We start from the raw sequence: 25,689 nt of genomic DNA on the forward strand, positions 1-25,689 counted from the left end.
AATGAGTGATCTGATCAAGGATCTGAGTGAACTGCGCCTGAATTATCAGAAAGGCGAGCTGCAAGAACAGCAGGTGAATCCGAATCCGCATATGCAATTCTTGCAATGGTTTAATCATGCGCTGGAAGCAAAACTGCATGAACCCTATGCCATGTCATTGGCTACCGCCAATGCTCAGGGCCGTCCGCATGTACGTACTGTATTACTGCGCGGGGCGACCGAAGCCGGTTATGATTTTTATACCAATTATGACAGCCAGAAAGGTCTGGATCTGGCTGAAAATCCCTATGCAGAACTGTTGTTTTATTGGCAGGATCAGGAACGCCAGATTCGTGTTTCCGGTCGGGTGATGAAAATCTCGGAAGAAGAATCGATTGATTATTATCATAAACGTCCACGTGACAGCCAGATTGCTGCACATGTCAGTACGCCGCAAAGTGGCGTGATTGCTAGCCGTGAAGAGTTACAACAGCGTTTCTGGGATTTGCATAATCAGATGGCGAATCAGCAACAGCTGGATAAACCGGTGTTTTGGGGCGGTTACCGTCTTGAACCCGATTATTATGAATTCTGGCAGGGCCGTCCCAACCGTCTGCATGACCGTCTAAGTTATGAAAAAATAGATGGTACCTGGCAATTGCAACGCTTGATGCCTTGATTATGCCAAAACTCGAGATCAAGCAGCGTCCCTTTCTGACCCGTCCCGAAAACTTTCAGGCTGTGCCGGCTTTTGTGGCTGAAATTTTGGCCCGGCGTGGGGTAGAGTCCGAGCAGGAACTTGAGCTCAAGCTGAAGCATCTGCTGGCACCGACCATGAAGGGGTTGCCTGAAGCTATTGAACTGATTGATCAGGCGATTGATCGTGGCCAGAAAATCGTGATTGTCGGTGATTATGATGCCGATGGTGCGACCAGTACGGCACTCATGGTTCTGGCTTTGCGTGATATGGGGGCCAATGTCGAGTATCTGGTGCCAGACCGTTTTAAATATGGTTATGGTCTGACTGCGGCCATTGCCGATCTGGCTTTTGTTAATTTTACTCCGGATTTACTGATTACCGTGGACAATGGTATTTCCAGTCATGAAGGGGTGAAGCAGGCGCAAGATCATGGCATGCAGGTGATCATTACCGATCATCATCTAACTACCAAGCCGACACCTGAAGCCGAAGCGGTGGTCAATCCGAATCAGCTCGGTTGCGATTTTCCGAGTAAGGCCCTGGCCGGGGTCGGGGTGGCATTTTATGTGCTGGCCAATCTGTCGACCCATCGCAAGAAACTTGGAAAGTCGACCACTCAAATTATCAACTATCTTGATCTGGTGGCACTGGGTACTTATGCCGATGTCGCCAGTCTGGACTATAACAACCGGATTCTGGTTGATGCAGGTCTGAAACGCATTCAGCAAGGGCAGTGCCGTGCAGGAATCAGTGCACTGCTGGATATTGCCAAACGTGACCCTGCTGGTCTAAAAGCCCAGGATCTTGGTTTTGTTCTGGGCCCGAGAATTAATGCAGCCGGACGGATGGAAACCATGGATATTGGGATCGAGTGTCTGTTGGCACCTGATCTGGCCACGGCCTATCCACTGGCTGAACAGTTGAATCAATTGAATGTTGAGCGCCGTCAGGTCGAAGCGAAAATCAAGCAGGATGCCTTAAATGAACTTGAGAAAATCCAGTTAGATGCGACGGCATTACCTGCTGCACTGATCATGTTCGAACTGCATTGGCATCAGGGTGTGATTGGGATTGTGGCAGGACGTTTGAAAGAACAGTTTCATCGTCCTAGTATTGTTTTTGCTGCCGATGAAGACGGGGTCCATATCAAGGGTTCTGCGCGTTCGATTGAAGGGATTCATATCCGGGATGCGATTGAACGGGTGGCAGAGCAATATCCACATTTAGTCAGTCATTTTGGCGGACATGCCGCAGCAGCGGGTTTAACCCTGAAAAAAGAAAATTTCGCTGAGTTTAAGCAGGTTTTTGAAGCGCTGATTGCGACGATGGATGCGGATTTATTCACTGCGACTTTATGGACGGATGGGGAATTGTCCGCTTCGGCTTTCCAGATCGAGACAGTCGATATCCTGCAAAATCTAAGTCCATGGGGACAAAAATTTCCCCAACCCATTTTTGACGGTGTATTCAAGATCATGGACTATCGCTGGCTTAAAGATGTGCATCTTAAATTACGCGTGGCTTTGGAAAATGGTCAGGTGGTGGATGCGATTGCCTTCAATGCAGCCGATAAATATGACTTTGATCCGATGAAAGCTACACGACTGGTGTATGAGCTGGATAAAAATGTCTTTAATGGCAATGTCAGCCTGCAAATGCGGATTATGCATTTGGAACAATAGACCATAAAAAACCGCTCAAATGAGCGGTTTTTTTGCTTTTAATCGAAGGGATTAGAAGCGGTATGCACCACGTACGCCGAAGACATTCCCTGCATCAGCAAAATCAATTGATCCCTCTAGGCTGACTTGCTGATTAAAGAATTTCTTGGCACGAACAGTAAATACATCACTATTTTCTAGATCAGAATCAGAGAATCCAAGGCCAACACTGAAAGTTTTGTCGAGGTACAAATCTGCACCTAGGTTATAAGCATCTAGATCACCGAAGCTGGCGCCACCTTCAAAGTTCATGTCGTAAGCACCAACTTGGCTTACATATTTGGCACGTAAAGTCGGATCGACATCATCACCTGCATCATTGTCATAACCTAAAAGACCAACAGCAACCAACAAGCCTGGTACAGGTAAATAACCTAATTCAGCAGCATATACTGTTGTATCGAAATCTTTGAATCCTGTCTCTTTTTCCTGATTTTGGCCAATCATACCGCTGATATAAAAATCAGAGTTCGGTACAAAATATTCAACGCCTACACCAAAATTAGTTTCTTCAAACCAGTCATAATCTATATAAGAAATAGCTGCATTAATATTACTTGCACGGTTTAAAAAAGCTGCTTCATTCAAAGGCGAGTTTTTAACTTGCACTGGATTGAAATAATAAGTTCCATCAACCGCAAAACCAGTAGAAGTATCCCCATTATCTGGGTCTACAAGAGCAATTGTGCCCCCGATTTCAGTTTGATAAGCGTGTGCAGTTCCTAGGCCAGCAAGAAGTGCTGTAGCAAGAGCAAGTTTCTTAAACATTTAGATGTCTCTCTTTGTTATAAAAATATGACTGTATTATTAACAGTTGTAACAAATTGTACAGTTTATATTCGCCCCGTCAATGTACAAAAAATACCTAAATGCTGGTTAAAAGTGCAATAAAAAAACCCATCCGAGGATGGGTTTTTTTATGAATAACAAGTTTTTGGTTTTAGCTTAGAAGCGGTATTTCGCTGCTACGCCAAATTTGTTGTAATCATTGTTGCCTACTTCACCAAAACCAACTCGACCTTCGAGGCTGACTTGCTGGTTAATGAATTTACGAGCACTAATTCCGAACTCATTAGTATCGGTAAGGCCAAGATCTTTACTTGCGTAATCTACACCAACACTGAGTGTCTTATCGATAAAATAGTCTGCTGCCAGATTATATTCATCTAGATCACCAAAGCCTGCGCCAGCTTCAAGGTTAATGTCTTTACCATTGCTTAAAGTTGTTACATATTTAGCGCGAAGTGTTGGATCTACACCATCGCTATAATCATTGTCATAACCTTTTAGACCCGCAGCAATCAATAAGCCTGGAGCTGGAAGATAACCGATTTCAGCGCCATAAACGGTTTGATCAGAGTTAGGGAGATTGTCGCGTTTAACATCATCACGACCAATATTACCGCTTAGGTAAAAATCCGAATTTGGTACAAAGTATTCAGCACTTACACCGTAACGATGACGGTCATCATTACCAACTTCATCATACTGATATTGAGCACTTACATTGCTGGCACGGTCAAGGAATGCCGCTTCCGCTAATGGAGCATTACGTGTTTGAACTGGATTGAAGTAATATGTACCATCAACACCGAAAGAACCGCTAGTTCCGCCGAAATCCGGATCAATTACTCCTGCTGATGCACCGATTTCCGTTTGGTAGGCATGTGCTGCTGTACCAGTCAAAGCCATCGCTGAAAGTAGTGCCGAAGCAATCGCTAATTTTTTCATGGTTACTACCCCTCAAATCTTTAGTTAAAAACATTACACTTTTTGTTACAACTTTCAGTCTAGAGCAATTCCAAAGATCGTCAATCAAAGGAAAGTTACAGTAATGTGAATAGCGTAATCTTATGTAACATTTACCAAATAAGTAACTGAATAATAAAATTAAATTTATAATGTAGTGTTTTATTAAAACTGTGTAGATATTGTGGAATGTATTGAATTTGCTAATTTTTTATTCAATTTAGTGAGATTTTTCCAAGGAAGAAATCAATTGGAAAAATATCTTTTGACGGTAAATTCCAGACCCTAAATCCAATCAGGCTCCAGAGCAAAAAGACCCTTAATAGCCAATTGAAGCGTCAAATTTACCTGTCGAAAATAGAGCGCTAAATTGTGATGACATTCGAGCTTTGCACCGGATAGATCATACTAAAATAGCAGAAATAGACTGTGCTATAATCTCGGGCTAAATAATTTGTGCCTAATTTTGATTGAGAGTAATTCACGTGGAAATTAATCCGTATCTAAACCAATTAAAAGACTTAAACGAACGTGGTCAAACACTACGGGGGTATCTTTGACTACGATCTGAAAAAAGAGCGTTTAGAAGAAGTCCTGCGTGAATTAGAAGACCCAAGTATCTGGAATGACCAGAGTCGTGCCCAGGCCATGGCCAAAGAAAAAGGCGAGCTTGAAAACGTATTGAATGTGCTGGATGGTTTGAGCACACAACTTGAAGATGCACAGGCTTTGCTTGATCTGGCGGTTGAAGCAGATGATGAAAGCTTGCTTGAAGATGTACAGGCTGAATTAACCACGGCTGAAGAAGAACTGGCCAAACTTGAATTCCGTCGTATGTTCAACAATCCGATGGATCCAAATCCTTGCTATCTGGAAATTCAGGCCGGTTCCGGCGGTACAGAAGCACAGGACTGGGCATCGATGCTGCTGCGTATGTACCTGCGCTGGATTGAACGTCATGGCTTTAAAGCAGAAGTCATGGAAGAATCGGACGGCGATGTAGCCGGGCTTAAATCAGCCACGATTCGTGTCGATGGTGAATATGCCTATGGCTGGTTACGGACTGAATCTGGCGTACACCGTTTAGTACGTAAGTCGCCATTTGACTCGGGTAACCGCCGTCATACCTCGTTCTCTGCGGTGTTTGTGTCTCCGGAAGTGGATGACAATATCGAGATCGAAATCAATCCGTCGGATGTGCGTACCGATACTTATCGTGCCTCAGGTGCCGGTGGTCAGCATATTAACAAAACCGATTCTGCCGTGCGTTTGACCCATGCTCCGACAGGAATTGTAGTGGCCTGCCAGAACCAGCGTTCACAACATGCCAACCGTGACCATGCCTGGAAGCAGTTACGTGCCAAACTCTATGAATTAGAGATGAGCAAACGTAACGAAGCAGCGCAAGCACTGGAAGATTCCAAATCTGACATTGGTTGGGGCAGCCAGATCCGTTCATATGTACTGGATGATTCGCGTATTAAAGATTTGCGTACTGGCGTCGAAAACTCGAATACCGGTGCGGTTCTGGATGGCGATCTGGATAAATTTATCGAAGCAAGCTTGAAACAGGGCTTGTAAGAAGTCGTTTAAATAGCTGGCGTAACCAAGTTTGTACAGACTGTGACTCTTATATCTAAAATTATCGATATATAAATCGAGAAAATACGATATAATAATTTCAGATGCTGAACAAGTTTTGTTGCGCCACAGATTGTGATGTACCTATGGACCTTGATCTAATTTTTAAAGCCTTAGCCAATCCGATACGCCGGCAGATTCTGGAATGGTTGAAATCGCCAGAACATTATCTGTCTGCAGAAGAATGTGGCGGCTTTCAACGCGGGGTCTGTGCAGGGCAGATTGAAAAGTTAGGACAAGTCTCTCAGTCCACCATGTCCAATCATTTGTCTGTATTGCAGCAGGCCGGGTTAATTACCGCGACCAAGCACGGACAATGGTCTTATTTTTCGCGTAACGAAGCCTTGATTCAGCAATATATCGACTATATGCAACAACACCTTTAATTTAAACAGGTGGGAGTAACGATGGCTGAATTAAATTCTCCTTTAACGCTAGGCGCGTTAGAACTTAAAAACCGTGTCATCATGGCACCGCTTACACGTAGTCGTGCAACGGATGACCGGGTGCCAACGCCAATGATGGCCGAATATTATGCACAGCGTGCAAGTGCCGGTTTGATCATTTCTGAAGCCACGGTGATTTCTGAAGAAGCCAATGGTTACCGCAATACCCCGGGACTGTTTACTGATGCCCAGGTAGCAGGCTGGCAGCAGGTCACTCAAGCAGTACATGACAAAGGTGGCCTGATCGTGGCGCAGCTTTGGCATGTGGGCCGTGTTTCAGATCCTGAACTGTTAAATGGTGAAACGCCAGTATCGGCAAGCGCAGTACAGCAAGCAGGTCATGTGAGTTTATTACGTCCAAAACGTCCTTATGTGTTGCCACGTCCGCTGGAAATTTCAGAAATTCACGCCATCACCGAACAATATAAACAGGCAGCAATTCATGCCAAAGCAGCCGGTTTTGATGGGGTCGAGCTGCATGCAGCCAATGGTTACCTGATCGACCAGTTCCTGCAAACCAAAACCAACCAGCGTGAAGATGAATATGGTGGTTCTGTTGAAAACCGTGCCCGTTTCCTGCTCGAAGTCATGGATGTACTGATTGAAGTCTGGGGTGCAGACCGTGTCGGTATCCATCTGGCGCCACGTGGTGATGAACATGATATGGGTGACAATGATCCACGTGAAACATTCGGTTATGTGATGGAACAGTTGGGCAAACGTCAGATTGCCTTCTTCTTTACCCGTGAATATCTGGCAGAAGACAGTATTTCGGACGATATGAAACAGCGTTCAAATGGCGTGCCGTATATTGCCAATATGCGTTTGAGCCGTGAAGATGCGATTGAATTACTGGCTTCAGGCAAAGCCGAAGCAGTATCTTTTGGTAAGGCTTATATTGCCAATCCGGATCTATACGAGCGCCTGCTCGAAGATGCGCCACTGAATGAACTGAAGCTGGAAAATATGATCGGTACCAATGTTGCGGAAGGTTATATTGATTATCCGACCTTGGCTGAAGCAGACGCTTTAACTACAGTAGAATAATCTAAAAATGGGCCACATTGATTAACATGTCGATGTGGCTCTGTTATATTTTGCCGATTGAATCTGTTTCGAGGCGCATTTGGCTACTCCATTTTGGTATAACGCAGCGTTAGCTCTGATTAAACCCTTATATCAATCACGTATTCGTAAACGTGCGAGCGATGCTGAACAATTACAACAAGAGCTGACCGAGCGTTTCGGCCCATTTCAGCCGCCCAAAAATCTGCATGCCATCTGGTTTCATGTGGTCTCAGTGGGTGAGACCAATGCTGCCCAGCCTCTCATCGAGCATTATTTGAAACTTGGCCATCCGGTACTGGTCACCAATACCACCAAAACCGGTCAGGCACGTGCCAAATCACTTTTTTTAAAAGCACCTTATCTGGATTTATTTCAAGCGGTCTATTTACCTGCTGATCAGAAAGCATTAATCCGTGATTTTTATCAGCAGTATCAGCCAAAACTGTTATTGCTGATGGAAACCGAGCTGTGGCCAAATTTGCTGGATCAGGCACCTCAGTTCAATGTGCCGAGTGTGTTATTAAATGCGCGTCTTTCGGAAAAATCGGCCAGGGGCTATGCCAAGGTCAAAGGGTTGACCCGAGGCATGTTACAGCAGTTGTCGCAGCTTTTGGCCCAGGATAGTGCTACCCAGCAACGTTATATCCAGCTAGGAATTGCAGCCGAGAAAACTCAGGTTTTGGGAAATATCAAGTTTGATATTACTGCGCCCGAGCGCTTTATCCAGCAGGCAGACCAGCTGAAACAGGAGTGGCAGTTGGCTGCTCGAAAAATCATTACGCTGGCCAGCACCCATGCGCTCGAGGAAAAAGACATTCTAGGTGCTTTAAAACCCGCCTTAGATGCTGATCCAGATCTGGTTTGTATTGTGGTGCCACGTCATCCGGAACGTTTTGATGAGGTATTTCAGGCTGCACAGCGTTTGAATTTGACCACACAGCGCCGGAGTTCAGGTCAACGAATTGAAAGAGATACTCAAGTTTATCTGGCCGATTCCATGGGTGAAATGTGGCTCTGGTATGGTTTAAGTCAGGCCTGTTATGTTGGCGGTTCGCTGAATGAGCCAGGGGGCGGGCATAATATTCTGGAGCCGATTGCATTGAATGTGCCGACGGTTTTGGGTAAAAACTATTTTAATTTTCAGACCATCGTAGATGAGTTTGTGGACGCTCAGGCTGTGGAGATTGTAGATAATTTTAAACAGGCAGCAGAAACTTTACTGGAGCTTTTAAATCATTCAGAAAAGGCTGAAAGTTTAAATGCCGCGGCGCAAAAGATTATGCAGCTAAATACAGGATCGCTTGAGAAACATATTCAGGTGATTGATCAGTATCTCCAGAAAAATCAGTCCTCGTAAAAGCCAGTATTTGGGGAGGTGGGCGGCAGGGATGCCGCTGTTAGCCTGTGGTATAGGGATATACCATCAGGCTAACAAAAGCGTTTTGCCTACTTTTGCGCTGTCAAAAGTATGAAATGCCTGTGAAATAGCAAGTTTATATGGACAGATCAGTGAGGCCATGCTTCGTTTGATTCGTTTCTAGAACTCACTTTGAGTGAATAGACTGAGAACTTTACTTTTGTTTTGGCAAAAGTAACAAAACCATTTGTCATCCACAAAACTCGTTTAATACCATCTTTTTGCTTGAACATCGCAGAAACATTATTAATTGAATCGCGACCTGCCTCGGACAGTTGTGGATGACATTTTCGCGTATCCTATGATGGGATGAATAGAGTGAATGATTTATGAATATCGTCCTGCTTGATCCGCGTCAAACCGAAGCTGAATTCTGGTCGATTACCTCGACTCGGCAACTGGAACATTTACAGCAGCATGTGCAGATTCAAGTCGGAGATACCTTAAAAGTCGGCATTCGGGAAGGCCAGCGTTATCTGACTGAAATAATCGAAGTTTCTGAAAAAGCAGTGCGACTAAAACCCCTTCAAGAAGAAGCTGTTCCAGAAAAATTACCCGTGACCTTAATTGTGGCTTTGCCCCGTCCGAAAGTCTTGCGCCGTCTGATCATGGATAGTGTCACCTTGGGCGTGGAAAAAATTATTTTATTGCATAGCTATCGCGTTGATAAAAGCTATTGGCAAACGCCATTTTTACAGCAGTTAAATCACTATATCGAGCTGGGTTTAGAGCAGGCAGGAGATACGGTTGCACCTCAAATCGAGCTGTATAAACGCTTTAAACCTTTTGTAGAAGATATTCTACCGAGCTTGATTAGCAGTAACCGGCCCGCTTATGTGGCACATCCTTATGCCGGGCAAGTAATGCCCTTTGCGATTCAGCATCCCTGTACGATTATTATTGGTCCAGAAGGTGGATTTATCCCTTATGAAGTGGATTTACTCATCAAAAACGGCTGCCAGGCAATGAGTCTGGGCAGCCGTATTATCCGTACTGAAACCGTAATTCCGTATGTCTTAGGTCGTCTGTTTAGCGCGGGCTGAGGCATCATCATTGCCTTCGCCGCGATAGACTTTGACTTCCTGTACCGGATAAGGAATTGAAATATGATGTTCGGCAAATGCCTGAATCACCCGTTCCTGTACCGCACTGATTGAGGTTCCGGTTCCGGTTTCAGTGGTATCGACCCACCAGAGTGCTTTTAAGGTAATAGAAAAATCAGCCAGTGCGGTGACGTTGACACTAAAGCCAGGCTGACTGAGGATGGTCGGGTCTTTATCCAAAATGGCGGTAATCAGGTCTTTGGCTTTCTGGATATCATCCTCATAGCCGATTCCCACCACGAATTCGCAGCGGCGACGGGTATAGGCGGTATTTACCGTCACGGCACTGGTATACACCGTGGCATTCGGAATCACGATACGGCGGCCATCGGGTGAGCGTAAAAAGGTCGCACGAATCTGGATATCTTCGACTGTGCCTTCCATGCCATTAACGATAATATCATCGCCAATCTTGAAGGGTTCACTGAGCAGAATCAGCACACCAGAAAGCAGGTTCTGGAAAATATCCTTGAAGGCAAAACCGATCGCAACCGAACCAATCCCGAGGGCACTCATCAGCTGACCCGGAGTAAAGCCAGGAACGGCAATCACCAGTCCAATCAGAATCCCAAAGAAGATAATAAACGTACTGCCGACCCGGTTCAGGACCAGTACCAGATTCTGGCGGGTATAAGAACGGTTTTCCAGAGTCTTACGTATAAAAAATTTAAATACTTTGGAGAGTAACCAGAAAATCGTAATCACGATCAGTGCGATACAGAAATAAGGCACGCGTTCCCAGAAACCTTCCATGATCTTGTCAATGGTGCTATAGGCATCATTGTACTTGGCGGTATGTTCAATCACGGTCTGGGTGGTTTTTTCCGTTGCCTGATGTAACAGCTCCGTGGTGCCCTCAGTGACCTGGCTTAAGGTATTATTTTGCTCTGCCACATAAATTCCACAATTCAAATTTTGCCTATTTTGCCTGATGTTGAGCAAAAAATTAATAAGCCCGATTGGCCAAAGACCGAGATTGTCTAAAAATAAGCAGATTACTGTTAAAAGTATTGAGTAGTTTTTTGCATGATCTCAGGCGGGATCTGTGGCGGTTCTCCACCGCTCATATAACCCAGGATCGCCAGCGATCCCAATAGGCTCAGTAGTATCAGGACAATCATCAGCCAGGCAAGAATCTTTTCCCAGAGCAGAGTGATGCGTACAGGACCATAGGCATTCATGCTCCGATCTCCCGAACCAAAAACGATATAAAGCCATACAAAAATGTTCACCAGGGGCAGCAATAACAGCAGCACCCACCAGCCACTGCGGTTCATATCATGCAAACGGCGAACGGTCACCACTAAAGCGAAATATGCATAGACCAGAATCATGACCAGCACAGCGATACCGGCCAAGCCTTGGAGTGAAAGCAGCCAGTTAGAATCTGTGGAATAGGCGGCAATGTTCACAATATCAATACTTAAACCCAGCGCAATACTGCTAAACAGGAAGATGAAGTGCAGAAATGCTGACCATGCAATAAAACTCAGACGCCCGAAACGACCTTTTATGGACAAGGGATGATCCGTTGCCACTAAAGCCGGAGGGGTAAAATAGGGAGACTCTGGCGATTTCATAAACATGACCCTGAGCTGAACAAGACAAAATAAGAGCGAGCACTAAATTCTATTTTTTTAAAGGGCTTCGCTACAGATCATACACAGTTATCCAGAATATTCTGTACTGTAACTGGTCACTTATTTTGATTGAATTTGAATAAATAATCTACGACGAAAGCATGATTGTCGGATTGGAAATAAGCAGGCCATACTGCGATTATGCATAAAAAACAATCAACAACACAGCATTAACCTCTCGTGATGAGATAGAACAAAATCAAGGAAGTGACATATGCAAGAAATATATCCAGTACCCGAAGATTTTAAAAAAACAGCACGCACGCTCGAAGACCAGTATTTCGAACGTTATCAATATTCCATCGAACAGCCAGACGCTTTCTGGACAGAACAGGCACAGCGCCTGGACTGGATCAAGCCTTTTACCCAAGTCAAAAATACCAATTTCGATAAAGACAATTTTAAAATTGAATGGTTTGCAGATGGTCAGCTCAATGTCAGTGCCAACTGTCTGGACCGTCACCTGAAAGAACATCCTTACAAACCGGCCATTATCTGGGAAGGGGATCATCCTTCACGGCACAAGATTATTTCTTTTGCCGAGCTGCATGATGAAACCTGCCGTTTTGCCAATGTGCTGAAAAAAAATGGCATAGGCAAGGGCGACCGGGTGATGCTGTACATGCCGATGGTCTCTGAAGCAGCCATCGCGATGCTGGCCTGTGCGCGGATCGGGGCAGTACATTGTGTGGTATTCGGCGGCTTTTCCCCGGATTCCTTGGCCAGCCGGATTGAAGACTGTCAGGCCAAAATGGTCATTACCGCCGATTCCGGTATGCGTGGCGGCAAGCCGATTCCGCTAAAAGCCAATGTCGACGAAGCCCTGAAACTTGCAGGTACAGACTCGATCCAGAATGTGATGGTGGTACATCGCACCGGCAATCCGATTGAAATGCAGGAAGGCCGCGATCTCTGGTATCACATGGAAATTATGTCAGTAAATGACATCTGCCCACCGGAACCGATGAATGCCGAAGATCCGCTCTTTATCCTGTATACCTCGGGCTCTACCGGCAAGCCTAAGGGCGTAATGCATACCACGGGCGGTTATCTGACTTATGTCAATTGCAGCTTCCGTGAAGCTTTTGATATCAAGCAGGATGATGTGTTCTGGTGTACCGCAGATGTCGGCTGGATTACCGGACATTCCTATGTGCTGTATGGCCCATTATCCAATGGCACCACCACTGTCATGTTTGAAGGTGTGCCGCAGTATCCGAGCTGGGCACGAACCGGACATATTGTCGATAAACATAATGTCACTATTCTTTATACTGCACCGACCGCAATCCGCGCCATGATGCGTGAGGGCGATGCCTTTGTACGGGAAAGTGATCGCAGTAGCCTGAGAATTCTAGGTTCGGTGGGTGAGCCGATTAACCCTGAAGCCTGGAACTGGTATTACACCGTGGTTGGTGAAAGTCGCTGTCCAGTGATTGATACCTGGTGGCAGACCGAAACCGGCGGTTTCATGATTACGCCATTGCCGGGTGCGACAGATTTGAAACCCGGTTCTGCGACACGGCCTTTCTTCGGGGTACAACCTGCAATTGTCGATGCAGATGGCAAGGAGCTGGAAGGCGAAGCTGAAGGTAATCTGGTCATTAAAGACTCCTGGCCGGGTCAGATGCGAACCATCTGGGGCGATCCGGAGCGTTTCATTGAAGCCTATTTCTCGACCTATCCGGGAACCTATTTTACCGGAGATGGCGCACGTCGTGATAAAGACGGTTATTACTGGATTACCGGACGGGTCGATGATGTGCTGAATGTATCCGGACACCGTTTAGGCACAGCCGAAATTGAAAGTGCACTGGTGGCCCATGAGTCCGTGGCTGAGGCGGCCGTGGTTGGAATGCCACATGACATCAAAGGTCAGGGAATTTGCGCTTTTGTGACCTTGCAGGCTGATGTAGCCAGTTCAGATCAATTACGTACTGAACTGGTCAGCTGGGTGCGCAAGCTTCTTGGTCCGGTGGCGACCCCGGATGCACTGCACTGGGCACCGGCTTTGCCAAAAACCCGTTCCGGGAAAATTATGCGCCGGATCCTGAGAAAAATTGCCGCCAATGAACTGGACAGCCTGGGCGATACCTCGACCCTGGCCGAACCGCAAGTGGTGGATCATCTGATTGCCGAAGTACAGCGCAATACTGCTTAATCGCTAGAAGATAAAATACCGGCTGCATACAGCCGGTATTTTTACATCAGGAATAAGCTCTGCATGCTTTCGGATATAGGCCGGCGCCCTGATCTGCTAAGCTGCCCAGATGCTGAACATGAGTTAAAAATAATGAATGTACGATCACCATATTTAGATCAATCTCCTGTCGATATTGCCCGGAAACTAGCCCAGCAATTTGCCCAGACTGCCGCAGAGCGAGACAAGCAGGGCGGTAATCCAAAACATGAACGTGACCTGATCCGTAACAGTGGCCTGCTCGGCTTGTCGATTCCTGTTGCTTATGGTGGACAGGGAGCAGACTGGCAAACAATTTTTAAAACCATTCAGAGCATTGCGCAGGTCGATAGCTCGCTGGCACACGTCTATGGCTTTCATCATCTATTGATTGCCACCGTACAGTTATTTTCCCAACCTGAGCAGTATGCAACATGGTTTGCACAGACTGCACAAAATAATCTGTTCTGGGGCAATACTCTCAATCCGCTGGACCGCCGTACCACGGCAACTCAAGTCTCGGAAAATGAATATATTTTCCATGGCGATAAAAGCTTCTGTTCTGGCTCGATCGATTCGGATATGTTGCTGTGTTCTGGCTATGATGAAGCAGGAAAACTGCTGATTGGCGTGATTCCGACCCTGCGAGAGGGGGTAAGCTTTCTGGGCGACTGGAACAATATGGGACAACGCCAAACCGACAGTGGAACCAGTCATTTTGAGCAGGTCAAAATTCATGAATCTGAGTTACTTCTCAATCCGGGGCCTTTAAGCACACCATATTCAAGCTTACGTCCATTGATTGCACAGTTAATCTTTGTACATATGTTCTTGGGCGTGGCAGAAGGTGCATTTGAAACGGCAAAGCAGACGGTGCAAAACCAAAAAGCCTGGTCAAAATCTTTGGCTGAACATGCAGTCAATGATCCCTTTACCCAGAAGCATTTTGCCGAGTTTTATGTGCAGCTTGAAAGCGTGCGCTTACTGGCAGATCAGGCGATTCAGACCTTGCAGAAAGCCTGGAATGTGGGCCCTGATCTGACTGCTGCACAGCGTGGTGAAGTTTCAATTGCTATTGCCACAGCCAAGATTGCCGCGACCAATAGCTCTTTATATATTACCCAGAATATTTTTCAGGTCATGGGTGCACGGGCCACAACAGCTCAACTGAATCTGGATCGCTTCTGGCGCAATGTCCGGACCCAGACCTTGCACGACCCGGTAGATTATAAGTATCAGGAAGTGGGAGAGTGGGTGCTGACTGGAAAAGTGCCTGATCCAAGTTTTTATTCTTAATGGCTTCCAGGTCAGTTTGGCGTCTTTAGCATCTGATTTGAGATGCCTGATTTTTTAAATGTTACTTTTCTTTCGGGAAAAGTAACCAAAACCATGTTCATCCGCAAAACTCGTTCTATAGCGTCATTGATCTGATAAATCGCAGAAACAATATTGATTAATCTAGTCCTGACTCAGACAGTTGCGGATGATTTTTCATAGATCAAACTTAGTAGAGAACGTCCAACTTTATCATTGTCTAAAAACTGATTAGATCTGTTTAAAAGCTTCAATCGCACGAACACGTGAGCTTTTTAAATCCACAATCGGTTTTGGATAGTTGAGCTTTAAGTTTGGTTGCTTGGCAAAGGGCTCATGAATCATTTTGCTGTCTAGATGTTTAAGTTCAGGCACCCATCTTTTAATGTAATCACCATTTGGGTCAAAACGTTGGGATTGATTGACCGGATTGAAAATCCGGAAATAGGGTGCTGCATCCATACCTGTGGAAGCACACCATTGCCAGCCGCCGTTGTTGGCAGCCAGATCACCATCAATCAGATGTTGCATAAACCAACGTTCACCATGTCGCCAATCAATCAATAAATTTTTGCTCAGGAACATGGCCACCACCATGCGAACGCGATTATGCATCCAACCTGTTTCCAGCAATTGACGCATCCCAGCATCGACAATTGGAATCCCGGTTTGCCCTTGTTGCCATGCTTCTAAGTCGTCAGGCGCATCACGCCATTGAATGTTTTGCGTATTGTCTTTGAAGGGCAGGTGTTTCGATAGTTTGGGGAAATCAAACAAGGTATGTTGATAAAACTCACGCCAGAGCAGTTCATCGAGCCAGGTCTGTTGCCCTTCATTGTCTAGTTGAAAGTAACCCTGACTTGAAGCAAATAATACCTGCACACATTGGCGAATTGATAAAGCACCCATAGTCAAATAAGGTGACAATTGGCTGGTGCCATCAAGGCTTGGGATATCGCGTTCAGTTTTATAATATTCAAGCTGATCTTCAATAAAACGGTGTAAACGTGTCTGAATCTCGTGATCGCTCACTGACCAATACTGGGTAATTTTGTTTTCTGATTCAGCATGTGTAAATGTACTGAGATTGATTGAATATTCACTGAGATCAAGTGCAAGAGGTGCTTGTGCCTCAATATTGGGGAAGCAGCTGGGCACATCTAAAATCAGACGTTCATAACATTTCTTTTTAAATGCCGTAAAGACTTGATAGGGTTGTCCACTTTGATTTCGAATCGAGCCTAAAGGGAATAGGGTTCGATCTTCATATTGTTCAAATTCGATGTCGAAAGCCTGAAGTGCGTGTCGTACAGCTTGATCGCGTGCGATTTCATTGACACCTGTTTCAACATGACTATGCACGGTCTGAATTTTAAATTGCTGACACAGTTTGACAAACTGGCCTGGAATGTCTTGCCAGAGGGGAACATTTAAAACCATTAGCGGGATATTCAAGGCTGCAAGCTGTGTTTGAACCAACATTAATCGTTGTCGATATAACTCGACTTTAATTGCTGCATCTTGGTGTAAAGCCGATTGTTCGGGACTTAAAATGCACAGTGCGATGCATGGACCTTGCTGACGTGCAGACCACAGCGCCATATGGTCTTGAGTACGAAGATCTTGACGGAACCAAATCAGATGCATTGGACAGATTCTTTTTCTAAAGGACTAGAATAATTTTACAGTGAATGCTGTGAATTATATGTGTAGAAATCGGTAGAGATGGTATGTGGGTACAGTGAGTGCAACGCTTGCACTCGCTGTATATTCGAGATTTAACGACGATGAATATTTTCTAAAGTATCTACCAGCGTACGTGTGGTTTGGTCAATTTCATAATTCACATGGTCACCGACTTGGATGTTTTTCCATGTGGTCAGACGTAAGGTTTCAGGAATTAAATCAATTGAGATTTCATTGCTGTCACGATCGACACGGTTCACCGTCAGGCTACAACCATTCAATCCAATAAAGCCTTTAAGGAAAAAGTATTTGATATTTCCGTTTGGAATTCCGATATCGATATGGAAGGTTTCACCGCGTCGTTCAAGCTGTTTAATGCTGGCTGTACCTTCAATATGACCATACAAATTATGTCCGCCATTTTCACTGCCGACTTTGGCAGAGCGTTCAACATTGACCTCATCGCCAATTTTTAAATTTTTTAATGTGGTTAAATCGAGTGTGACATTGGAAATGTCAAAGTGAATCTGTTTTTGTTCACGCGCAATTTTTGTGACAGTCAGGCAGACACCATCGATGGCAACACTTGCACCAATAAATACATCTTCAAAAAAGCCTTGGGTATCACTGACGATAAGCGTGATGAAACCGTCACCTTGATGAATATCTTGAATTTTCTCTAAGCCTTGAACAATACCGGTATACATAATTTTTCGTCTAGTCTAAAAAGGGGTGCTTACAGCATTCTAAGGGGGATTTTCTTGATCTGCCACATCACATGTGAACAAAGCATATCGCTTAAAAAGAAAAAAACCCCTCAAGCCGAGCCTTGAGGGGGAGTTTGTAATGTGCCGTCATTATTATAGTATCTTGGGCATAAGCACCACTTAGACTTAAGCGGATTTAGCCTGCACAACCTGCTGTTGTTGTGCTTCTAGCTTACGCACCAATGGCAACACTTTTTCTCCAAAATATTCGACTTCTTCAATAAAATGCAGGAAGCCTGACAGAATTAGATCAACATCCACCTGCTTCAGCTCGACAATCCGCTCAGCAATCTGCTGTGGTGTACCGATCAGGTTGGTACGGAAACCGTCGTTGTATTGCACCAGATCATCAAAGGTCGATTTGGCCCAGTTGCCTTCGCCTTCCTTACTCGCAGCTCCGGCTTCACGGGTAGCTTCGCCAAAAGATTTCACTGCCTGCACGTTGGCCTTGCTAATAATTTCCTGCAAGACGGCTTGCGCTTCTTCTTCCGTATCGCGAGCGATAATGAAAGCGTTCACACCGATTTTGACTTTGTGATTGTTGGCTTTGGCTTTTTCACGAATATCATCGATCTGCTTTTTCAACTCTTCCGGGGTATTGCCATTGGTGAAGTACCAGTCAGACACGCGAGATGCCATATCACGTGCTGCCCGGGAACTTCCGCCCTGAAAGATTTCAATATGCGGTTTTTGTAGCGGTTTTGGACTTAAGCTATAGTCCTTGAATTGATAGTATTTACCCTCAAAACTAAAGTTATTTTGGGTCCAGACCCCTTTCAGACTACGGATAAATTCTTCCGAACGGGCATAACGTTCATCATGCTCCGGCCATTCTTCACCAATGGCATCAAATTCACCGCGGAACCAGCCACTCACGACATTGATCGCAATCCGGCCATTAGTCAGATGATCAATCGTTGCCAGTTGTTTGGCGGCCAGTGCCGGCTTCCATGGACCCGGCAGAATCGCGGCAATCACTTTCAGGCGTTCAGTTTTGGCCAGAATGCCATGACTAAAGCTGACCGATTCATGCTGGTTTTCTGCGTTATAGCCGGCAGTAAAACGGATTTGGGTCAGCGCATAGTCAAAACCTGCTTTTTCTGCTGTCTGTGCCAGACGTACGTTATAGTCATAGCTCCAGTCGGTGCGCTGTTCGATGTTGCTGACCACCAGACCGCCACTGACATTCGGCACCCAGTAAGCAAATACTATATTTTTATCATTCGACATGTTAGTCACCCTCTACAATCCAGCGGTTAAGCCACTTGAGTCTTTGGCGCTTTCTTGCTGTGCAAGCGTGATTCTGCGGCATCCAGGCTTGGCACGGCTGCTGAAGGCAGTACTTCTGCCTGCTCGATCTGTTTGTTAATGCCCAGGTTCTGGCTGGCTTGAAGCGTTTTTTCTTTAATAACTTCAGCACGCTGGCCTTTGGCTGGCGCCCATTCCAGAATAGGCAAGGCACGCGCTACCGCTAGCGTAATCCGGTCGCGGAGCAGTTCGCTATGAATGGTATATTCAGGCGTAAAATCACGGTCAGTAGCATAGACGCCAATCGGTAAAGTCTGTGCCTGGAAGAAGCTGAATAACGGACGTAATTGATGCTCTAGCACCAGCGCATGACGGTCACTACCACCAGAGGCAGCCAACAGCACCGGCACATCGACCAGCGCAGTTTGCTCGACAAAATCAAAGAAATGTTTAAACAGGCCGGTAAATGAAGCGCGATAAACCGGTGTACCCACAATCAGGGCATCAGCAGCTTCGACTGCAGCCAGATCATCCTGAACGCGTTGTGGTAATTGATTGCGATAAATCGCACCGCCCAACAGCGAGCCAATTTCGCTAAATTTAATGAAATGTACATTAATTGGTGTTGCTTCACCCAGTTCATCAATAATCGCCTGAACAAGGGCTTCGGTTTTTGAAGGGTGATTTAAACCGCCAGATACGGCAACAATATTCAATGGTTTTTGCTGATTAAAATTAGACATGCTTAGAACCTGAAAAATAGGGTGATCTCGGAATGTCCTTATTAATCCCGATCAGGCCGAAGGCTGTAAAATAACGAAAACCTGAAAAGTTATCTGATTTTGGTATATAACGCGCATGGCGCGTTTGAGCTTAGAGAATGATAGCTAATGGTTTGAAATATAAATTTATATTGAACAGCGATAAGCTTTTCTGAAAAAAGTACAACTTATATATAAAAAAGTGATGAGAATTAAACAATTATTGAAATAGTGCAAAATGCACCATTTTGAAGAAAAACTGCATATTATTTTAAAAATAATAGTGTCTTGCATATCCTTAATGAATTTGTGTGGTTAGAATAGGGCTACCGTGCATAAGATCTCTCACACGTTGCCTATGAATATTTTAATCGTTGATGATCATCCACTATTTCGTCATGCCTTGATTCAAGCCGTACGTTATAGCCTGCCACAAGCCCAGATTCATGAAACTGCGGCAGTCAATGAATTTTATGAACGTCTAGAAAATGGCCCTGAGCCTGATCTTGTGCTCTTGGATTTAAACTTGCCGGGCGCATCGGGTTTTTCTGCCTTGGTGCATGTGCGGGCTCAATACCCGTCATTGCCGATTATTGTCGTGTCTGCCCATGAAGAAGTCAGCATCATCCAGCGTGCCATTGCGCATGGTGCAATGGGCTATATTCCAAAATCGGCACATCCAAGCCATATTGGTGAAGCGATTCGTGAAGTGCTCGAAGGCGAAATCTGGTTGCCACCCAACCTGCCAGCCAACATGAACTTTGATCCGCGTGCTGCGGATGAAACTGCCCTGGCAGAACGGATCCAGTCTTTGACCCCACAACAGTTCCGGGTCTTGATGATGGTGGCTGAAGGTTTACTGAACAAGCAGATTGCTTATGAACTGGACGTATCCGAAGCGACCATTAAAGCGCATGTGACGGCAATCTTCCGTAAGCTTGGGGTACAAAACCGGACGCAGGCCGTATTGGCCATCAATGCACTAAATATTGAAGAACGCAAAATGTAAGCCGGATATGCCCGAATTGAAAAAGACCTCCTTGGAGGTCTTTTTTTATCTGAATAATTCAGTGAAAAGCTATCTATGCCTTAAGCGATATAATCCTGCTTGCGAGTGAAATCATCGCAGAACAGGGGATTTAAGGCGCATTGCAGTTCATCAATCTGATCTTCAGTGACATAGCCTTTAGATTTCAGATATTCCGCCACGCGATCATCACGCAGACTCAGGAAAGTCGCATCATAAACCCCGAGATCGACAAACAGCGCTGCAGTTTCCAGACTGTTAAAACGGTCCAGATAGACTTCATTGTCATACATCAGGAAGACATGCTCATCGCGCATGCTGGGATCGACATGCAGGCGCTGCGCCAGCTCATGCGGACAGGTTTTGATAAATAACAAATCCGACAGCTCGTCAAACTGGCTGGTGTCCAGACAATCTTGTTCATTTTTGACTTTACCCAGCCAAGCCTTGAACACCAGCACCGCGCCACCACGCAGCAGCATGCTCCAGATCTGATGGCGGGTTTTTGCCGGAAGATCTTCTACTTCTGCTTCCAAGGACTGAAGCAGTTTATCTTCCTGTTCGGCAATCTTTTCAAAGAGGCCCAGACCTTGTGGCTTGTAGGCATAAGGCTCAAAGACATCGAAATGTAATTCGTCGAAGACTTGCAGTGCCAGGGGAACTGCACTCTGATACAGCGTTTCCAGTGCCTGATACTGGGCATCATTCAGCTTGCTGTATTTAAAAATCTGTGCCCAGTCAATGCTTGGCAACAAGGCATTGGCACCATATTGACGGTGAAACTGCTGGGTCTGATTCAGGCCATGGTTTTGATCTATGTTCATGTGAAGAACTCCGATATGCAGAAATAGATCAGTGACCAAAAAAATGAAGACATGCACAAGATGGAAACTGATCGTTTCTTATTCCTCTATTTTTAGAGCCAAGTGCAGCAGATAAAAAATACGACTAAAGTTATAGTGGTGAAAAATCAACCTTTAATTTTTATAGTAAACAACAAGATAATTAATTGTAAGCAAGTGTACATATGTACATTAATATATTCGTCAGTTTTTGCCATAGTGAATTAAAAAATGATCATTTTGGTCAATTGAATACAGTATATTTAGGGTATTTATACTGCTTTTAGCACATCAGAATAAATTTTCTGCAATTCAGGTAAGTTCCTGTGGCAGTTGAGTATAAAAAATGCCCATTTCAACTTTTGAAATGGGCATTGCTCAGAGCATTCTTGTGTCAGGAATCGGAAATTTTCAGTCCAGATAACCATGAGCGTAAGGATGCCGGTTTCAGCGGTTTTTTCAGCAGTACAATATTGAGTTCCTTGAGGCGCTGCGGCAATTCCGGATCGGAATCGGCTGTGATCAGGGCAACCGGAATATCGCTACGACGATGCGCGAGAATAAAGTCCAAACCGATCTTGTCCTGATTCAGATGCTGATCTACCAGCCAGACCTGAATATTTTCCTGCTGGATCAGCGTTGCCGCCTGCTCAGGTTCGGTGGCTTTAAACACTTGATAACCCCATTTGCTCAATAAGGTCGACATGCCTTCCAGAATGGTTTCATCATTGTCCAGACACAGAATTTTAAAGGCTTTGCTTTTTAAAGGTACTGCCTGAACAGGTGCTGCAACGACTTTTGGGGCTGCAATGACCGGGACTTCAATCATAAAGCACGAGCCTTTGCCCAGCTCGGAAGAGACATGTACCGGATAATCCAGCATGCTGGTCATGCGTTGTACGATTGCCAGACCCAGACCCAGACCCTGTTCACCCCAAGGAGAGGTATGGCCGCAACGTTCAAATTCCTGAAACAGCTTGATGCGCTGTTGCTCGGCAATCCCGGGGCCGGTATCCCAGACGCCAATCCGAATATGATTCGGTCTGCTGCTCGAACGTAATACTCCGACCACCACTTTGCCTTTGGCCGTATAGCGCAGTGCATTACTGACAAAGTTCTGGATAATCCGGCGAATCCATTGCGGATCGGTATCAATCCAGAACTGCGCATCATGCACACTGAACTTGATGCCACGCTGAGCAGCGATGGATTTAAACTGCAGTTCCAGATCGCTGAGCAGGTCATGCAGCGGATAGGCCTGACGATTCGGCTGAATGGTCCCGCCTTCCAGTCGGGCAATATCCAGCAGGGCAGAGAGCATACTTTCTGCACCATGCAGGGCACGATCCAGTTGCTGCAGGGTCTTGCGGTCTTCATCATTTTGCACGCTTTGTTCCAGTGCAGTACTGAACAGACGTGCGGCATGCATCGGCTGTAACAGGTCATGACTGGCGGCGGCAATGAAGCGGCTTTTTGACATATTGGCTTTGTCGGCCTGTTCACGTGCCAGTTGCTGCTCGGACAGGGCATCGGCCAGCTGCTGGGTTCGGTCCTGAACCCGTGCTTCCAGTACGGCCTCATTTTCACGGAAGGCAGTAATGTCTGCAAAAGTGGTGACGAAACCACCACCTTCGATCGGATTGCCGCGCATCTGGATCACCCGGCCATCTTTACGAATCCGTTCAAATTCATGCGCACTGCCGACCTGCATCCAGTGAATCCGTTTCCGCACATGTTCTTCCACCGAACCCGGCCCACATTCACCACGCTCGGCGTTATAGCGGATCAGGTCGGCAATCGGACAGCCGACATAAACAATATCGGTCGGATAATCGAACAGTTTCAGGTACTGGTTGTTCCAGGCCACCAGACACATGTTCTCATCGACCACGCTGACCCCCTGGGTCATGTGATCAATCATGGTCATGATCAGGTTCTGATTAAAGCGCTGCCATTGCGAGGCCTGATCGAGAATATTGGCGACCTGACCCAGAGCCAGACCGTTGTTGACCATGGCTGTAGTCAGCAGGGTTCGTGCCGAAGCTGCCCCGATAGTACCCGCCAGATACTGTTCGGTGAAACGCCACCACATGCCATTGGCACTGCTGTTTTCATTCAGCTCGACACTGTTCTGGGTACAGAACTGCTGGAAAGCGCGCGTAGTTGGTCCTTCACCGGTAATCCGTTTAGCCAGGGTAATCAGATCGCCGACTTTTAAACGGGCCACATCCTGATGTGAATAGCTGACGTCGGTGGAAGGACTCTGCGAAGGTAGGGGCTTGGTTTCATAATAGAAGAAACTTTCGGCCTGAATCTGTTCGGCAATACTTGGACGGAAAATACGGGAGATCCAGATATACAGCAGGGTATTGAGACCCAGCGCCCAGACTACTCCATGCGTCAATGGGTCAAAAGACTCGAAACCGATCAGTGCTTCCGGTCTTAACCAGTTCCAGCCAAAAGGGCCTTCATTTAGCAGGCTGTGGCTGAAACTGTTATAGGCTTCGGGCAGGCTGCGCAAGATGGTTGGAAACAGCAGGGTATAGGCCCACAAGGCAAAACCGGTCAGCAGTCCAGCATAGACCCCCTGTTTACTGCCACCCCGCCAGTACAGGCCACCGATCAGGGCCGGGGAAAATTGTGCTACCGCACTAAAGGCCAACAGGCCAAAAACCGAGAGCTGATCAATATCATTAAAAAAGTTGAAGAACATGAAGCCCATCAACATCACGCCCAGAATACAGACCCGACGGGTAAATTTCAGCACCAGCGGCAAGCGCTTGTCATGCCGGGAAATCAGTTTTAAACGCCATAGTGCCGGCATGATCAGGTCATTACTGAGCATGATTGACAACGCCACCGAAGACACCAGTAGCATCCCGGTAGAGGCAGAAAAACCGCCGAGGAATGCCAATAAGGTTAGCCAGTCCTGGTTATAGCTGAGCGGCAACGACAGTACCGCCACATCCGGAATTGCCAGATATTGTGGTGCCGCATGTAAAGCCCAGCTCGCAATCGGAATAATCGCCAGGGTGGTCAGAATCAGATAAACCGCGAACCAGCGCCGTGCCCCGCGAATATGTTTTTCATCGCGCAGTTCAACCACGGCCACATGGAATTGGCGCGGCAGGCAGATAATCGCCAGTGCCGCCAGCAGGGTCTGAATCCAGAAACTTTGTGGCACGCCAAACAGTTGCACATCATGAAAAGTGGTACTGATATCGTTACTGATCTGAGCCAGATTTTCTGGTGCTTCAAACATGAAGAAACAGGCTACCGCCAACAGGGCAAAAAGCTTCACAAATGACTCAAAGGCCACGGCGAGCATCAGGCCGCCATGCTGTTCAGTATTGGCAATCTGCCGGGTACCAAACATCATGGCCAGGATCGCCAGAATACCGGTCAGGAAAAGTACACCATTGGTGGTGCCTGTTACCCCTGCAGAAGGTTCCAGAATGACCGCAGCACTCAGGGCGATGGCGCGTAGCTGCAAGGCCAGATAAGGCACAATGGCGACCACCGCCAAAATGGTTACCAGCGATGCCAGTGGACCACTTTTACCATAGCGTGCAGCGACAAAGTCCGCGATTGAGGAGATAGCATGATGCTGGCGTACCCGTCCCAAACGGCGCCAGATATCGTAGCCCACAGCCACGAATAACAGCGGGCCCAGATAGATCGGCAGGAAAATAATGCCTTCACGTACCGCTGCACCGGTGGCCCCGTAAAAGGTCCAGGAGGAACAATACACCCCTAAAGTTAAACTGAACAATAACATGCGCCCACGGGTACTCAGCCGGCTGGCATGTTTTTCTCCGTAAAAAGCGCAGATAAAGAGTAATGCGATATAGAGGGCAAGTACCCCTATGATGAGCCAACTGTTCATATAGCCTGATGTGTGCTGAGCATGCCGCTATGATAGCGCATCATGAACGCTGCAGTTTAAATTGATCATTTTTTAACGACCAAAGTCTAAATTACAAGCACATACGAATCTTGTTAACTTGTGATAGTGATAATTCGAATTAAAAATAGTAGGCCCATGGTTGGGCTACAGGAGTGTAACTATGGATGAGGCGCAAGTAGATCGAATTCTACAAAATCCAAAATTCAAAGAAATGGTCCGCAAGAAAAGTATGCTCAGCTGGACGTTGACCGGCATTATGCTATTTGTCTATGTGGGGTTCATGTTGCTGGTCGGCTACAACAAAGAGTTTCTACTGTCTTCACTTTCAGGTGGTGTCACGACATGGGGGATTCCTCTAGGTCTGGGCATCATTGTCTTGTCGTTTATTCTGTGTGGCGTGTATTCCTATATTGCCAACAATACACTGGATCAACTCACGGCAGAAGCCATGCGTGAAGTCGAAGCGATTACCCATGAAAAAGGACCACATTAAG

General features: G+C 46.1%; 21 protein-coding genes. 11 read left to right on the plus strand and 10 right to left on the minus strand.

Annotated features, from left to right (window positions below; genetic code table 11):
- Position 1: 1 nt before the first annotated feature.
- Together pdxH and recJ are read left to right on the plus strand one after the other, a co-directional pair.
- Positions 2 to 658, plus strand: coding sequence for a pyridoxamine 5'-phosphate oxidase (gene pdxH / locus AC3IT7_RS00655; protein ID WP_489249047.1), 657 nt, complete (start codon positions 2 to 4; stop codon positions 656 to 658).
- A 2-nt stretch (positions 659 to 660) separates the two neighbouring features.
- A complete protein-coding gene (gene recJ, locus AC3IT7_RS00660; RefSeq protein WP_489249048.1) occupies positions 661 to 2,361 on the plus strand; it encodes a single-stranded-DNA-specific exonuclease RecJ in 1,701 nt (566 codons plus the stop codon).
- A gap of 51 nt (positions 2,362 to 2,412) precedes the next feature.
- Here recJ and AC3IT7_RS00665 read toward each other — a convergent pair whose 3' ends face one another.
- Both AC3IT7_RS00665 and AC3IT7_RS00670 read right to left on the minus strand, forming a co-directional pair.
- Positions 2,413 to 3,168, minus strand: a complete 756-nt coding sequence (locus AC3IT7_RS00665) for a putative porin (protein ID WP_489249049.1) — start codon at positions 3,166 to 3,168, stop codon at positions 2,413 to 2,415.
- A gap of 177 nt (positions 3,169 to 3,345) precedes the next feature.
- On the minus strand, positions 3,346 to 4,131 hold the full coding sequence (locus tag AC3IT7_RS00670) for a putative porin (protein ID WP_489249050.1): 786 nt from the start codon (positions 4,129 to 4,131) through the stop codon (positions 3,346 to 3,348).
- Positions 4,132 to 4,634: 503 nt separating this feature from the next.
- Between AC3IT7_RS00670 and prfB the strand changes: the two genes are divergently transcribed.
- The 5 genes from prfB (at position 4,635) to AC3IT7_RS00695 (ending at position 9,764) form a co-directional block, all read left to right on the plus strand.
- Positions 4,635 to 5,730, plus strand: a protein-coding gene (prfB, locus tag AC3IT7_RS00675) for a peptide chain release factor 2 (RefSeq protein ID WP_475654151.1) whose coding sequence is annotated in 2 segments (ribosomal slippage) — positions 4,635 to 4,706 and positions 4,708 to 5,730 — 1,095 coding nt in all. Because the reading frame shifts where the segments join, the coding sequence is not laid out codon by codon here.
- A 146-nt stretch (positions 5,731 to 5,876) separates the two neighbouring features.
- Positions 5,877 to 6,176 carry an ArsR/SmtB family transcription factor gene (locus AC3IT7_RS00680; protein ID WP_180077970.1) on the plus strand — a complete coding sequence of 100 codons (300 nt, stop codon included), beginning with the start codon at positions 5,877 to 5,879 and terminating at the stop codon, positions 6,174 to 6,176.
- Between the two features lie 21 nt (positions 6,177 to 6,197).
- Positions 6,198 to 7,283, plus strand: coding sequence for an alkene reductase (locus AC3IT7_RS00685; RefSeq protein ID WP_180077972.1), 1,086 nt, complete (start codon positions 6,198 to 6,200; stop codon positions 7,281 to 7,283).
- Positions 7,284 to 7,362: 79 nt separating this feature from the next.
- Complete coding sequence (locus AC3IT7_RS00690) at positions 7,363 to 8,661, plus strand: 3-deoxy-D-manno-octulosonic acid transferase (RefSeq protein WP_489249051.1); 1,299 nt, start codon at positions 7,363 to 7,365, stop codon at positions 8,659 to 8,661.
- 389 nt (positions 8,662 to 9,050) lie between these two features.
- Positions 9,051 to 9,764: a 16S rRNA (uracil(1498)-N(3))-methyltransferase gene (locus tag AC3IT7_RS00695; RefSeq protein WP_489249052.1), complete on the plus strand. Its 714-nt coding sequence runs from the start codon at positions 9,051 to 9,053 to the stop codon at positions 9,762 to 9,764.
- Here the strand turns inward: AC3IT7_RS00695 and AC3IT7_RS00700 are convergent.
- Together AC3IT7_RS00700 and AC3IT7_RS00705 are read right to left on the minus strand one after the other, a co-directional pair.
- A complete protein-coding gene (locus AC3IT7_RS00700; protein ID WP_475654148.1) occupies positions 9,738 to 10,718 on the minus strand; it encodes a mechanosensitive ion channel family protein in 981 nt (326 codons plus the stop codon). The genes AC3IT7_RS00695 and AC3IT7_RS00700 overlap by 27 nt on opposite strands.
- A gap of 107 nt (positions 10,719 to 10,825) precedes the next feature.
- On the minus strand, positions 10,826 to 11,404 hold the full coding sequence (locus AC3IT7_RS00705) for a DUF805 domain-containing protein (protein ID WP_489249053.1): 579 nt from the start codon (positions 11,402 to 11,404) through the stop codon (positions 10,826 to 10,828).
- A gap of 274 nt (positions 11,405 to 11,678) precedes the next feature.
- On the opposite strand from AC3IT7_RS00705, the gene acs reads away from it, so the two are divergent.
- Together acs and AC3IT7_RS00715 are read left to right on the plus strand one after the other, a co-directional pair.
- Positions 11,679 to 13,625, plus strand: coding sequence for an acetate--CoA ligase (acs, locus tag AC3IT7_RS00710; protein WP_489249054.1), 1,947 nt, complete (start codon positions 11,679 to 11,681; stop codon positions 13,623 to 13,625).
- 132 nt (positions 13,626 to 13,757) lie between these two features.
- Positions 13,758 to 14,939: an acyl-CoA dehydrogenase family protein gene (locus tag AC3IT7_RS00715; protein WP_489249055.1), complete on the plus strand. Its 1,182-nt coding sequence runs from the start codon at positions 13,758 to 13,760 to the stop codon at positions 14,937 to 14,939.
- Between the two features lie 249 nt (positions 14,940 to 15,188).
- Here the strand turns inward: AC3IT7_RS00715 and AC3IT7_RS00720 are convergent, their stop codons facing one another.
- The 4 genes from AC3IT7_RS00720 to msuE form a co-directional block, all read right to left on the minus strand.
- Entirely contained in the window at positions 15,189 to 16,604 is a 1,416-nt protein-coding gene (locus AC3IT7_RS00720; protein ID WP_489249056.1) for a cryptochrome/photolyase family protein, read from the minus strand.
- A gap of 131 nt (positions 16,605 to 16,735) precedes the next feature.
- Entirely contained in the window at positions 16,736 to 17,350 is a 615-nt protein-coding gene (locus AC3IT7_RS00725; protein ID WP_489249057.1) for a riboflavin synthase subunit alpha, read from the minus strand.
- 186 nt (positions 17,351 to 17,536) lie between these two features.
- On the minus strand, positions 17,537 to 18,640 hold the full coding sequence (gene sfnG / locus AC3IT7_RS00730; protein ID WP_489249058.1) for a dimethylsulfone monooxygenase SfnG: 1,104 nt from the start codon (positions 18,638 to 18,640) through the stop codon (positions 17,537 to 17,539).
- Positions 18,641 to 18,666: 26 nt separating this feature from the next.
- Positions 18,667 to 19,401 (minus strand): FMN reductase, encoded by a 735-nt coding sequence (msuE, locus tag AC3IT7_RS00735; RefSeq protein WP_489249059.1) that lies wholly within the window; start codon positions 19,399 to 19,401, stop codon positions 18,667 to 18,669.
- A 376-nt stretch (positions 19,402 to 19,777) separates the two neighbouring features.
- Here msuE and AC3IT7_RS00740 point away from each other — a divergent pair, with 376 nt between their 5' ends.
- Positions 19,778 to 20,428 (plus strand): response regulator, encoded by a 651-nt coding sequence (locus tag AC3IT7_RS00740; protein WP_218208566.1) that lies wholly within the window; start codon positions 19,778 to 19,780, stop codon positions 20,426 to 20,428.
- Positions 20,429 to 20,508: 80 nt separating this feature from the next.
- On the opposite strand, the gene AC3IT7_RS00745 is transcribed toward AC3IT7_RS00740, so the two are convergent.
- Together AC3IT7_RS00745 and AC3IT7_RS00750 are read right to left on the minus strand one after the other, a co-directional pair.
- Positions 20,509 to 21,270: a hypothetical protein gene (locus AC3IT7_RS00745; protein ID WP_489249060.1), complete on the minus strand. Its 762-nt coding sequence runs from the start codon at positions 21,268 to 21,270 to the stop codon at positions 20,509 to 20,511.
- A gap of 412 nt (positions 21,271 to 21,682) precedes the next feature.
- Positions 21,683 to 25,174 (minus strand): hybrid sensor histidine kinase/response regulator, encoded by a 3,492-nt coding sequence (locus tag AC3IT7_RS00750; protein ID WP_489249061.1) that lies wholly within the window; start codon positions 25,172 to 25,174, stop codon positions 21,683 to 21,685.
- 181 nt (positions 25,175 to 25,355) lie between these two features.
- On the opposite strand from AC3IT7_RS00750, the gene AC3IT7_RS00755 reads away from it, so the two are divergent.
- Positions 25,356 to 25,688, plus strand: a complete 333-nt coding sequence (locus AC3IT7_RS00755; protein WP_475654138.1) for a DUF485 domain-containing protein — start codon at positions 25,356 to 25,358, stop codon at positions 25,686 to 25,688.
- Position 25,689: the final 1 nt, after the last annotated feature.

The sequence above is a fragment of the Acinetobacter sp. KH_038 genome, assembly GCF_057839405.1.

Bases quoted from the DNA above. Each gene is read 5' to 3' on its own strand.
- pdxH (WP_489249047.1), top strand. From the start codon at position 2: ATGAGTGATCTGATCAAGGATCTGAGTGAACTGCGCCTGAATTATCAG.
- recJ (WP_489249048.1), top strand. From the start codon at position 661: ATGCCAAAACTCGAGATCAAGCAGCGTCCCTTTCTGACCCGTCCCGAA.
- AC3IT7_RS00665 (WP_489249049.1), bottom strand. From the start codon at position 3,168: ATGTTTAAGAAACTTGCTCTTGCTACAGCACTTCTTGCTGGCCTAGGA.
- AC3IT7_RS00670 (WP_489249050.1), bottom strand. From the start codon at position 4,131: ATGAAAAAATTAGCGATTGCTTCGGCACTACTTTCAGCGATGGCTTTG.
- AC3IT7_RS00680 (WP_180077970.1), top strand. From the start codon at position 5,877: ATGGACCTTGATCTAATTTTTAAAGCCTTAGCCAATCCGATACGCCGG.
- AC3IT7_RS00685 (WP_180077972.1), top strand. From the start codon at position 6,198: ATGGCTGAATTAAATTCTCCTTTAACGCTAGGCGCGTTAGAACTTAAA.
- AC3IT7_RS00695 (WP_489249052.1), top strand. From the start codon at position 9,051: ATGAATATCGTCCTGCTTGATCCGCGTCAAACCGAAGCTGAATTCTGG.
- AC3IT7_RS00705 (WP_489249053.1), bottom strand. From the start codon at position 11,404: ATGAAATCGCCAGAGTCTCCCTATTTTACCCCTCCGGCTTTAGTGGCA.
- acs (WP_489249054.1), top strand. From the start codon at position 11,679: ATGCAAGAAATATATCCAGTACCCGAAGATTTTAAAAAAACAGCACGC.
- AC3IT7_RS00715 (WP_489249055.1), top strand. From the start codon at position 13,758: ATGAATGTACGATCACCATATTTAGATCAATCTCCTGTCGATATTGCC.
- AC3IT7_RS00720 (WP_489249056.1), bottom strand. From the start codon at position 16,604: ATGCATCTGATTTGGTTCCGTCAAGATCTTCGTACTCAAGACCATATG.
- AC3IT7_RS00725 (WP_489249057.1), bottom strand. From the start codon at position 17,350: ATGTATACCGGTATTGTTCAAGGCTTAGAGAAAATTCAAGATATTCAT.
- sfnG (WP_489249058.1), bottom strand. From the start codon at position 18,640: ATGTCGAATGATAAAAATATAGTATTTGCTTACTGGGTGCCGAATGTC.
- msuE (WP_489249059.1), bottom strand. From the start codon at position 19,401: ATGTCTAATTTTAATCAGCAAAAACCATTGAATATTGTTGCCGTATCT.
- AC3IT7_RS00740 (WP_218208566.1), top strand. From the start codon at position 19,778: ATGAATATTTTAATCGTTGATGATCATCCACTATTTCGTCATGCCTTG.
- AC3IT7_RS00745 (WP_489249060.1), bottom strand. From the start codon at position 21,270: ATGAACATAGATCAAAACCATGGCCTGAATCAGACCCAGCAGTTTCAC.
- AC3IT7_RS00750 (WP_489249061.1), bottom strand. From the start codon at position 25,174: ATGAACAGTTGGCTCATCATAGGGGTACTTGCCCTCTATATCGCATTA.
- AC3IT7_RS00755 (WP_475654138.1), top strand. From the start codon at position 25,356: ATGGATGAGGCGCAAGTAGATCGAATTCTACAAAATCCAAAATTCAAA.